General features: G+C 65.7%; 11 protein-coding genes. 9 read left to right on the top strand and 2 right to left on the bottom strand.

Translation table 11 applies throughout. The annotated features are described in order from the left end of the window. The 7 genes from MAMT_RS09445 to MAMT_RS09415 all read left to right on the top strand — a co-directional run. Positions 1-715: ABC transporter ATP-binding protein (locus MAMT_RS09445; RefSeq protein WP_142660786.1), on the top strand; the 715-nt coding region annotated here is incomplete at its 5' end. Between the two features lie 102 nt (positions 716-817). Next, on the top strand, positions 818-1828 hold the full coding sequence (locus MAMT_RS09440; RefSeq protein WP_142660785.1) for an XdhC family protein: 1011 nt from the start codon (positions 818-820) through the stop codon (positions 1826-1828). A 70-nt stretch (positions 1829-1898) separates the two neighbouring features. Then, positions 1899-3992 (top strand): xanthine dehydrogenase family protein molybdopterin-binding subunit, encoded by a 2094-nt coding sequence (locus MAMT_RS09435; RefSeq protein ID WP_178087059.1) that lies wholly within the window; start codon positions 1899-1901, stop codon positions 3990-3992. Between the two features lie 21 nt (positions 3993-4013). Then, complete coding sequence (locus MAMT_RS09430) at positions 4014-4457, top strand: (2Fe-2S)-binding protein (protein WP_142660783.1); 444 nt, start codon at positions 4014-4016, stop codon at positions 4455-4457. A 43-nt stretch (positions 4458-4500) separates the two neighbouring features. Further along, positions 4501-5169 carry a nucleotidyltransferase family protein gene (locus MAMT_RS09425; protein ID WP_178087058.1) on the top strand — a complete coding sequence of 223 codons (669 nt, stop codon included), beginning with the start codon at positions 4501-4503 and terminating at the stop codon, positions 5167-5169. 26 nt (positions 5170-5195) lie between these two features. Next, positions 5196-5909 (top strand): hypothetical protein, encoded by a 714-nt coding sequence (locus tag MAMT_RS09420; protein WP_142660781.1) that lies wholly within the window; start codon positions 5196-5198, stop codon positions 5907-5909. Further along, positions 5906-6871, top strand: coding sequence for a Rieske 2Fe-2S domain-containing protein (locus tag MAMT_RS09415; protein ID WP_142660780.1), 966 nt, complete (start codon positions 5906-5908; stop codon positions 6869-6871). Before MAMT_RS09420 ends, MAMT_RS09415 begins: the two co-directional genes overlap by 4 nt. Here MAMT_RS09415 and MAMT_RS09410 read toward each other — a convergent pair. Both MAMT_RS09410 and MAMT_RS09405 read right to left on the bottom strand, forming a co-directional pair. Continuing rightward, positions 6823-8712, bottom strand: a complete 1890-nt coding sequence (locus MAMT_RS09410) for an adenine deaminase C-terminal domain-containing protein (protein WP_246186629.1) — start codon at positions 8710-8712, stop codon at positions 6823-6825. The two genes, MAMT_RS09415 and MAMT_RS09410, sit on opposite strands and share 49 nt — an antisense overlap. Positions 8713-8863: 151 nt before the next feature. After that, positions 8864-9802: a hypothetical protein gene (locus MAMT_RS09405; RefSeq protein ID WP_142660779.1), complete on the bottom strand. Its 939-nt coding sequence runs from the start codon at positions 9800-9802 to the stop codon at positions 8864-8866. A 73-nt stretch (positions 9803-9875) separates the two neighbouring features. On the opposite strand from MAMT_RS09405, the gene MAMT_RS11475 reads away from it, so the two are divergent. Together MAMT_RS11475 and MAMT_RS11560 are read left to right on the top strand one after the other, a co-directional pair. Next, entirely contained in the window at positions 9876-10052 is a 177-nt protein-coding gene (locus MAMT_RS11475) for a hypothetical protein (protein WP_178087057.1), read from the top strand. Between the two features lie 75 nt (positions 10053-10127). Next, on the top strand, positions 10128-10313 hold a 186-nt coding region (locus MAMT_RS11560), incomplete at its 3' end, for a hypothetical protein (RefSeq protein WP_218579741.1).

Here is a 10313-nt window from a genome sequence, read left to right as displayed (position 1 = left end):
GCCGACCGGCCGGCACACGGCGATTCTCGGACCCAACGGCTCGGGTAAATCCACTCTGGTGAAGCTGATCGCACGCGAGGTCTATCCCTCGGTGCGCGACGGGGATCGCGGCGGGTTGCGAGTCTTCGGCCGCGACCTTTGGCACGTGACCGAACTCAGGGGCCTGCTCGGCATCGTATCGCCCGCGCAGGAGGGCGACTTCACCGGCGACCCACCGCTGGAAAGCTTCGAAGCGGTGGTCTCCGGCTTTTTCGCCGCACGGGGCTTGGGCCCCAACCATCGCGTGACCGAGGAGATGCGCAAACGGGCAGTCCAGTCTCTCGACCTGCTCGGTGCGGGTCACCTCGCCGGCCGCGAGGTGACCAGCCTCTCCAGCGGGGAGGCGAGGCGCGTGCTGATCGCCCGCGCCCTGATGCATCGCCCCCGGGCCTTGCTGCTCGACGAACCTTGCCAAGGCCTCGACCTTGCCAGCCGCCGCCGCTTCCTGGAGAGCCTGCGCACCCTGGCGAAATCGGGCACGACACTCTTGCTCATCACCCATCACATCGAGGAGATCCTGCCGGAAATCGGTCATGTCCTGCTGCTGCAGAATGGCCGACTGCTCCAGCAGGGGGAGAAGGACCGGATCCTTACCGATGCCGCGCTGAGCGCGGCCTTCGGCCTGCCGATTCGCGTGCGACGCCGCGATGGCTGGTATGCCGCCGTGCTCGACTAAAATGGCGGCGGGCGCTCCTTCGGTAGGTCTCCCGGCTTGGAAAAGCGGATCGGCTTCTGGTAACAAAAGGGAACGGCTGCCTTCCTCGGCAGGACTTCGGGCATGGACTCTTCGAACTTAGCGGTATTGACGCAGGCTCGCGACTGGCATCGGGCGGGCTTCGGGGTCGTACTCTCCACCGTCGCCCAAGCCTCGGGTGCAGCACCGCGACAGCCCGGGGCGCTGTTGGCGATCCGCTCGGATGGTGTTCTGGCCGGATCGGTCTCCGGCGGCTGCGTGGAAGAAGAATGGATTACGCGGGTGCGCGCGGAAGAAGAGCTGCCCTTCCCCACGGTCGTCGCATTCGGATCGGGGCCCGCGGAGGCCGCGCTTCCCCGCCTGCCTTGCGGAGGGACGCTCCGCGTGGTGTTCGAGCGGATCCGGTCCAGCGAATGGATCGAGGAGATTCTTGCCCGGACGGCCGGTCATCGGCTGGCGGCGCGAATCCTCGATCTGACCGATGGAACGATCCGATTGACCGACGCGATCCCCGCCGAGGCGACCCGCCTGGAGAATGGGCGGCTGGTGACGGTCTTCGGGCCTCCCTGGCGGCTGCTGCTGGTCGGTGCCGGCGAGATTGCACGCTGCCTCGCCGCCATGGCCCAACTGCTCGGCTACGAGGTGCTCCTCTGCGATCCCCGGGAGGCGTTCGCTCCGGCAGCTTCCCTGCCGGGAGTGCGCCACCTTCCCGGCATGCCCGACGAGGTCGTTTCGACTCTCCCCCCCGACCCGCGGACCGCGATCGTCGCCCTGAGCCACGATCCGATGCTCGACGACATGGCGCTCTTAGGCGCCCTCCACTCCGAAGCGTTCTATGTCGGGGCGCTCGGCTCCCGAGCGACCGCCGAAAAACGAAGAAGACGCCTCGCCCCCTACTTCTTCCCCGAGGAGCTCGATCGGCTCTCCAGCCCGGTCGGGCTCGACCTTGGGGCCCGTCAGCCTGGAGAGATCGCGGCGGCCATTCTGGCGGAGATGATCGCGGTCAAGAATCGCCGGCTCTCGCGGAATGGAGGCGATGGACCCCCTTCCCGATCGGCGTCGAGAGAGCTTGGCGTTTGTCCCGATCCGGCTTAGCCTCCGTTCCGCAGCCTCGCGGAAACGGACCATTCGGCCTTCCGCAGGCCCGCCAGCGGAAGTAAGGCCCATGAACCGAAGGGAATTTCTCAAAGGCTGCGGACTCACCGTGGCGGTCGGGCTCACCCCTCTGGGGGCCATCGCGCTCCGCGCCGCGGATCGGCGAAGGGACTTCGAGCCCAATCTCTGGCTGACGATCACGCCGGAGGACCGTGTCCTCTGTTGGGTCAACAAGTCGGAAATGGGCCAAGGGGTCTACACGTCGTTTCCGATGATTCTCGCCGATGAGTTGGGGGCCGCGCTGAGCCAGGTCGAGGTTCGGCCGGCACCGGCCCTCCCCGGCTATGGGGACCCCGAGTCGGGGGGGATCATGCTCACCGGCGGAAGCACGAGCATCCGGCACATGTATGGCTTCTTGCGGACGGCGGGGGCCGGCGCTCGGGAAATGATGATCGCCGCGGCAGCCAAGCTCTGGAAGGAACCCGCTTCGGAGCTTCGATGCCGCGAAGGGAGAATCCAGGGCAAGGACCATGCGGCTTCTTTTGGAGAGATCGTCCGCTACGCCCGGAAAGAGCGGCCCCCGGCCCGGCCGACCCTCAAGGATCCCAAGGAGTTCGTCTACATCGGCACCCCGGTCGAGCGGCTCGACATTCCGGAAAAGGTCGCCGGAAAAGCCAAATTCGGAATCGATGTCTCCCTTTCCGGGCTCGTCTACGCCTTTTTCGTCCGCCCTCCCCGCTTTGGGGCGAAGCCGAAAGCGGTCGACGAGCGCGCCGCCAAAGCCATCCCTGGAGTGATCGCCGTACAAAATCTCTCCCAAGGGGTCGCGGTCTTCGCCGAAACCATTGCCGCGGCCTTCCGAGGCAGGGAGGCGCTCCGAGTCGACTGGGAAGGGGGAGATGACCGGCTGAGCAGCGCCTCGGCCGAAACGGCTCTGGTGGACGCACTACAAACCGAAGGGATGGTGGCGCGCGAAGAAGGACGCCCTAGGGAAATCTGGCGCTCGGGATCGCGAAAGCTCGAACGGACCTACACGCTCCCCTTCCTGGCCCACGGGACCCTGGAGCCGATGAACGCCACGGCCTGGGTGAGAAACGGAAGATGCGATGTCTGGACCGGGACGCAGTTTCAAACGGGCTCGGTGAAGGCAGCCGCTCAAATTTCCGGTCTTCCCGAGTCGAGCGTCCAGATCCATACCCAATATTTAGGAGGGGGATTCGGAAGACGGTCGGCCCTCGATTTCGTCCTCGACGCGGTCGAGGCCTCGAAGGCCGCCAACCGTCCGGTCAAGGTGATCTATTCGCGGGAGGAAGACTTTGCCGCCGGCCGCTACCGACCGGCGAATGCAACCCGGGTTCAAGCGGTCCTCGACGAGCACGGGATGCCGGCAGCCTGGATCCACCGGATTGCAGTTCCTTCCCTCTACGCCTCGGCCTTCCCCGCGCGGATGAAGAACGGAATCGATCCGGCGGCGGTCGAAGGGCTGGTCAACCTGCCCTACGCGGTCCCCAATCTCCGGGTGGAGTGGATCCGGAAGGAGTTTACGGTTCCCGTCTGGTTCTGGCGGTCGGTGGGATCGTCGCACAACGCCTTCACGGTCGAAACCTTCGTGGACGAGTTGGCCGGACTGGCCGGGAAGGACCCGGTCGACTACCGGCTCTCCCTTCTCTCCGACCCCGACGCCAAGCGGGTCGTGGAGGCCGCGGCCGAGAAGGCCGGGTGGGGTCGGACCAAGACAGGGAGGCAGATGGGCTTCGCCTATCACCGCTGCTTCGGGTCGCATGTCGCCGAATGCATCGAGATCTCCGTCGACCCGAAGAGGCTCGTCCTGCATCGGGTCGTCTGTGCCGTCGACTGCGGCCCGGTCGTCAACCCCAACACGGTCAAAGCGCAGATGGAGTCGGGGATCCTCATGGGTCTTTCCGCTGCCCTGAAGGAACGGGTGCTCATCGAAGAGGGGAGGGTCGTCTCGAACAATTTCGACAAGTATCCGATCCTGCGGATGGGGGAAATTCCCAAGGAGATCGATGTCTTCCTGATCCAAGGGCAGAAGGAGTTGGGAGGGGTCGGGGAGCCGGGAACCCCACCCGCCGCTCCCGCCTTGGCCAACGCGCTCTTCGCCGCGACCGGACGACGGGCGGAGAGCCTTCCCTTAGCGTTGTAGCCGAACGGTCAAAAAAACCCCATGAATCTCGTCATCAACGAAAAGAGCTACTCGGTGAACGCCCCGGAAGAGCTCAAATTGGTCTGGGTTCTCCGGGAAGTTCTGCATCTGACCGGCACCAAGTTCGGCTGCGGAATCGGCGCGTGCGGCGCCTGCACGGTCCACATCGACGGGAAGGCGGTCCGTTCCTGCCAGCTGCCGCTCGGGGCCGTCGGGGGAAAGATCACGACGATCGAAGGGTTGCCGGAAGATCACCCGGTCAAGCGAGCCTGGATCCGACACCAGGTGCCGCAGTGCGGCTACTGTCAGCCCGGCCAGATCATGCAGGCGGCCGCCCTGCTCTCCGCCCATCCCCATCCCGAAGTCGATGAGATCGTCGCGTCGATGAACGGCAATCTCTGCCGGTGCGGAACCTATCCCCGGATCCTCCGGGCGATTCGCGAGGTGGCGGAAGCGGCCACCTGAGACCCATCTTCGCATGCCACCAGGAGCGGGGAAGACCACGAGGATGGCGGCCATCGTGCTGGCCGCGGGAGGATCGGTGCGCATGCGGCCCGCTCACAAGCTCTTGCTGCCCATCGGCGGGGAAGCGTTGATCCGCCGCGCCGTGCGGTCGGCGCGCGAGGCCGAGCTCTTTCCGATCATCGTCGTAGTCGGATATCGCGGGAACGAAGCGGCGGCGGCGGTGGCCGACCTCGGAGTGATCTGCTTGCCGAACCCGGAGTGGGAAACGGGAATCGCCTCTTCGATCCGCGCCGGAATTGCGGCGCTGCCGGACGACTGCCCGGGAACGGTGATCCTGCTCGCCGACATGCCCCGGGTGGACGCGAGCCATTTGCGTCGCCTCTCGAACGCCTTTGCCTCGAATGAGGAGGCCGGAATCCTGATCCCGACTTATCGTGGACGGCGGGGGAACCCCTTGATTTGGAGCCGGCGCCACTTTGCGGCCCTCGCGGCTCTCAGCGGGGACCGAGGAGGAAGTGCGCTGCTTGTGCAGCTTGGCCCCTTCGTGAGGGAAGTGCCGATGGAGGATGACGGGGTCCTCGTCGATCTCGACACTCCGGATGAGTTCCGGCGGGAAGTGCTGCGGGCCCTTTCGCGGGGGAAAGGAAGTGACCCGAAGGGACGATGCCCAGAAAGGGAATTGCTCTTGTCTCCTTCGAACGGGAAGCGTTAGCCTCATACGAAGACCCGAGGTCTCCGGTGGCTTTCCGGTTCCAGAAGTCTCCGTCCGGCGCTCCGGGGCGATGGCGCCTCGGCCGACGTTGCTCGGCTCTGGTTTTCGGCCTCTGCGTGCTGGCCATCCCTCGACTCCTTCCCGCCGCCTACCCGGAGGAAGGCAAGCAGAAGGCGGCTCCCCTTCTCCTGGCGGCTCCTCAGATCCTCTCCGGTCCTGCCGGGGAAGGGAAAGCGGTCGCGGAGCGGATCACCGCCGGACAGCTGTCCGAGGCCGAAGAGGCGGCGGATCGGGAACTGAGAATCGCCACCTCTCTCCAGGCGGGAGGGGAGATCGATCCGACCAAGAGGCTCCAGTCTGCTTCATCGATGCTGGGCTTTGCCTTCCGCGTGGCGATCCCCTACAACAACCTCGGAGTCGTCTACACGCTCCAGAAACGATATGCGGAGGCTCACAAGACGATCTCCCGAGCGATCGGCATCCAGCGGGCCGCGCTGAGCCAGGCGCAGACCGATACGACCTTCCATTCGACCCTGGCGTACATCCAGGCAGGACGAGGGGCGGGCAAGATCGTCGAGCAGCAGAGGGTCGAGCCGATCCGGAAGATCGAGCCGAAGCGCTTCTATCGCTTCTTCCGGGAGCGCATTTATGCGACGCCCTCCGAGCGAAGAACCGCAAAATCATCTCTCGAACAGAGCCTCGCTCCGTGGCACGCGAGCTGCTTTCGGAGGGTGCGATGAGAGACCCTCTTCTGGACGAGTGGCACCCGATCGCGGCCTCGGAGGAGCTGCCCGAGGGAGGGGCGCTCCCCGCATCCCTCCTGGGGCAGGAGATCGTACTCTGGCGCGGAGACCGCGGCGTTCATGCCTGGCCCGATCTCTGCCTCCACCGGGGCGCACGTCTCTCGCGCGGCAAGGTCGCGCGGAACTGCCTCCGTTGCCCTTACCATGGCTGGACCTATTCCGAAGAGGGCCAGTGCATCGCGATCCCGGCCCACCCAGGAGTCCACCCGCCGCAGCGAGCTCACCTCCTCCCCTTCCCGGCTCGGGAGCGCTACGGGATGGTTTGGATTTCCTTAGGGTGTCCTTCCGGCGATCCTCCGCCCTTTCCGGAGTGGGAAGACGGCTCTCTGGCCAAGACCCGGTGCGGCCCCTACCGGGTGAATGCCTCCGCCCCCCGCCTCCTCGAGAATTTTCTCGACGTGGCCCACCTGCCGATCGCCCACGAGGGCATCCTGGGCGACCCGAGCCGGCCGGAGATCCCTGCCTACCGCGTCGAGCGGAGGCCGGAAGGCGGATGGATCGCCGCCGACATCCCCGTCTGGCAGCCCGATCCCGACGGGAGCAGCCGGGCCCAGACGGTCACTTACACCTACGAGATCCTCCGGCCTCTGGCCGCCCGCTTCCGGAAGACCGGGGAGGGGAAGCGGTATGGAATCCTCGCCGCGGTCCACCCGATCGGCCTGCGGGAAAGCGCTTTCTGGATGTGGAACTTTTGGGACCCGCAGCAAGGGGTCCGGCCCGAGGAGATCCGGGCGCACCAGGAGCGGATCTTCGCGCAGGACCGGCCGATCGTCGAATCGCAGCGCCCCGAGCTTCTTCCGCTCGACCTCCAGGCGGAGCTCCACCTTCCTTCCGATCGCCTTGCCATCGCCTACCGGCGCTGGCTTGCCGAGCTGGGCGTCGGCTTCGGTACCGGCTGACCGCTCCGCCGTTTCCCGCGGGCCTCTTCCCACAGGGGGACCAGCCGCATTTCAGGTACGAGCACCAACCCCTTGTTGGTCAGCCGGATCTCGGGGATCACCGAGAGCGAAAGCAGGTTGAAGCCCATGTAGGGGAGCCGACAGCCGGCTTTCTCCCAAGCAGCCTTGAGCGTCCGCATGGCCTCGGCGACCTCGTCGATCCTCTGGTCGGAGAGAAGCCCCGCAACGGGAAGCTCGACCAGCGCCATGATCTGCTCCTCGGCAACCACGCAGACCCCGCCCTGGCTGCTCTCCAAGGTGCGGGCAGCCATTGCCATCTCCTCCACCCGCTTCCCTGCGACGAGGAGGTTGTGCGCATCGTGGCCGACGGTCGATGCCACGGCCCCTTGCCGCAAGCCGAGTCCTTCGACCAAGCCCCAAGCGATCTCGCCGGTTTTCCCGTGCCGCTCGAGAACCGCAAGCCAACAGAGGTCCTCCTCCCTCACCCGCCGGAGGATCTCGCAGCCCGGAGCCACGACCGTCCGGTGTCGGACGAGGATGCCCGGCGGGTCGATCCCGAGGAGGTGGAAGCGCCTTGGTTCTTCCGGCAACAGGGGGCAGGAGAGCTTGCGCTCGGGCAAGCGGACCGTTCGGTAGGCCCGGGGCGGATAGCGGTAGCGCGCGCCAAGGGCTTCCTCCAAACGCGGGGTGACCTCTCCCTCCTCCACCAGGAGCTCGCCGCCGAGCCAGGTGTTCCGAACCCGCCCTTGGTCGTCGAGCAGCACCAGGTCGGCACGCCGCCCGGGAGCGAGGCCCCCCACCTCATGGTCCAGCCCGAAGCGGAGGGCCGGATGAAGCGAGCCCAAGCTCCAGCCGACGGGAAAGCTCAACCCGTGGTGCCAGCTCTCTCGGACCACCCAGTCGAGTCCAAAGAGGAGCAGATCGTCAGGATCCCGGTCGTCGGTGCAGACGCAGAGGCGCTTGGGCGAAGCTCCCAGCCGAGTCACGGCCTCGATCGCCTTGGGGAGGCTATGCCATGGGGTCAGCGGCGGACCTCCGCGCAAGAAGATCCACATTCCCGACTGGAGCATCTGTAGGGCGATCCCTCCTTCCCCCGCCTCGTGCGTGTCGGTCACGCCGCTGGCGGCGTACGCTGCCACGAACCCCTCTCCGTAGATGTGACCGCAAACGGGCCGACCCCGGCGGAGCGCCTCCCGCAGGATCGCGTGGGAGCGCGAGTGGCCCGCGGCGACCGCGACGAAGTCCATCTTTTCTCCTAGGGCCACCGCTTCGGGGAAGCGGTCGAAGAGTCGGGCCACGTCGTGCCGATGGATCTTGCCGCCGGAGGTCTCCAGCCGCTCGTCGGTCGCGGGAACGGTGCTCGGAACCGTGAGAAAGATCGAAAGGGGTGCCCTCCGGGCATCCTCGAGCATCCATTCGATTCCCTTCCGGCCGAGCACGTTGGCGATCTCGTGGCTGTCGCAGAAGATCGTGGTGGTCCCGTTGCGCAAGGCCGCCTCGGCATAGGCGCAGGCCCCGACCATGCTGCTCTCGATATGGACATGGGGATCGACCAGGCCCGGAGCGATCGTTCCTCCCCGGACGTCGTACTCCCGCCTCCCCCAACGGGGCGGGGCAGATCCCTGGGGTTTCACGGCCGCGATTCGGCCGCCCTGGATCCAGACCTCGCGACCCGGGAGGATCGCCTCCGTATAAGGACAGAGAACCCGGGCTCCGCGCAGGAGGAGATCGGGAGGCCGCCGGCCCGAAGCGACCAGAGCGAGATCGCGGGTCATCCTCGAGAGCGGAGGAACGGCGAACGGCTTCTTCCCACGAACGATCGGCCTAGACATGCCCGCCATCGTCAACGCTTTCCATCCGGTTGGGGGACTGAAGTCCTTTCCTAATCATTATCCAGCGGATCAAGCAACATACATGCCAAAAGAGTCCCTGCCGACAATCAAGCCAGGCGATCCGCCAAGGGAGCGGTCCGCCGTCCAACCGTTCGACGGCTCAACGGCCTCCGGGCGTGGTTTCCCGATCTTCTCCGATCACGGTCCAGACCTTGTGATCCCTAGCCGCTTCCCTTGCATCCTGGGTGATGCCGTCTCCGATCACCACCGGCAGAACGGGAATGCGCGCAAGCCTCGGATTGACCGCTACGGCCTTCGCCAGGATCGCCGATCGGGCGCTTGCCCTTTCTACATCGTCCTTGCCGATCGCGCAGGAAGCCTCCACGGCCAGGAAGACTCCCTTGCCCTGTCGCTTGCCGCTCAAGCAGAAATCCAGAGCCCGAACCGCCTTGGCTTCCTGAGGAGTGATGACCGAGGAAGCGGCGGCCAGGATGTCTTCCAGTTGGCCGCGCTTGACTCGGGAAATGTCCTCCGCGATCGCATACACGAAATCTTCCGGATCCTGCCTAACGCTGAATTCCAGGAACTTGCCTTTGAGATCCGCGATCGAGACCTCGTGAATCTCCGTCCGCTCCGCCAGCTTAGAGACCTGCTCGATCAACTGGTCCATCCGGATGGTTAACCGATCGACTCGCTCCGTGAGCTTGCCGATCGCCTCCCAGACGGCCTTGGAATCCTTCCGCCTCGCCTCCTCCGCCGCCTCGAAACGCTCGGTGAGCTGGTCCATCCGGATGGTTAACCGATCGACTCGCTCCGTGAGCCGGCCGATCGCCTCCCAGACGGCCTTGGAATCCTTCTGCCTCGCCTCCTCTCCCTTTTGGAACAAATCGAGAAGGGTGTGGACATCGCTCTTTCTGGATTCCTCCGCGCGGGCGAATTTCCCGGGCAGCTCGATCAACTCCCTGCTCAGCAGCCTGTTTCGGATCTCCTCCGTCTCCACAGGATCGGACAGGAACGCGTTGAGCAGTTCCTTCTTCCACTCCGGATGCTCCCGGAGGGCGGCCAGGATGTCGCCGCTGGAGTGGATGGGCACGCTCACGCCTGAACAGTAGCCTGGACGGCGGACAAAAACAATCCGCCGGACAGGCTCTCGTCGGCTATGAGCCGATCCCATGCGGATCGATCCAGGTTCGGGCAGAGGTTCTGGGCAGTACGACCCGCCCGCCCTGGTCGCCCCGGTGATCGCTCTACTGGATCATGGCCTGGCGGGCATCGGCGTCGTCATCGCGGGAGCCTCCAGCCTGGCCGAAGCATTCCCCGCCGTTCGCTTTTTCTGGGTCATCGACTGACGCTGGGAAAAGCCCCCGCACTGCTCGGCATGCGAACTGCCGTGCATTTTTCTACCAATAAGAAGGAACAAGAGGATGCCACCGAGCATTTCGAAAAGGCGTCTCGTTCTTCCCATGGTCGCTTCCGCTTCGGCGACAGCGCACTGGACCTCTTTTCTCCTCTGGGCGGTCGCGGACGACTCGGCTTTCTTTCTGTCGGAGGCCTCCCCGGACTCCCACTCTCCCTCTTCCGATCCGTCGGCAGCCGCCCTCCCCGCCGAG

The sequence above is a fragment of the Methylacidimicrobium tartarophylax genome, from assembly GCF_902143375.2.
GTDB classification, from domain to species: domain Bacteria; phylum Verrucomicrobiota; class Verrucomicrobiia; order Methylacidiphilales; family Methylacidiphilaceae; genus Methylacidimicrobium; species Methylacidimicrobium tartarophylax.
Note: the sequence above shows the minus strand (reverse complement) of the source record. Positions and strands in the feature narration are given on the sequence as shown.

Bases quoted from the DNA above. Each gene is read 5' to 3' on its own strand.
- MAMT_RS09440 (WP_142660785.1), top strand. From the start codon at position 818: ATGGACTCTTCGAACTTAGCGGTATTGACGCAGGCTCGCGACTGGCAT.
- MAMT_RS09435 (WP_178087059.1), top strand. From the start codon at position 1,899: ATGAACCGAAGGGAATTTCTCAAAGGCTGCGGACTCACCGTGGCGGTC.
- MAMT_RS09430 (WP_142660783.1), top strand. From the start codon at position 4,014: ATGAATCTCGTCATCAACGAAAAGAGCTACTCGGTGAACGCCCCGGAA.
- MAMT_RS09425 (WP_178087058.1), top strand. From the start codon at position 4,501: ATGGCGGCCATCGTGCTGGCCGCGGGAGGATCGGTGCGCATGCGGCCC.
- MAMT_RS09415 (WP_142660780.1), top strand. From the start codon at position 5,906: ATGAGAGACCCTCTTCTGGACGAGTGGCACCCGATCGCGGCCTCGGAG.
- MAMT_RS09410 (WP_246186629.1), bottom strand. From the start codon at position 8,712: ATGGCGGGCATGTCTAGGCCGATCGTTCGTGGGAAGAAGCCGTTCGCC.
- MAMT_RS11475 (WP_178087057.1), top strand. From the start codon at position 9,876: ATGCGGATCGATCCAGGTTCGGGCAGAGGTTCTGGGCAGTACGACCCG.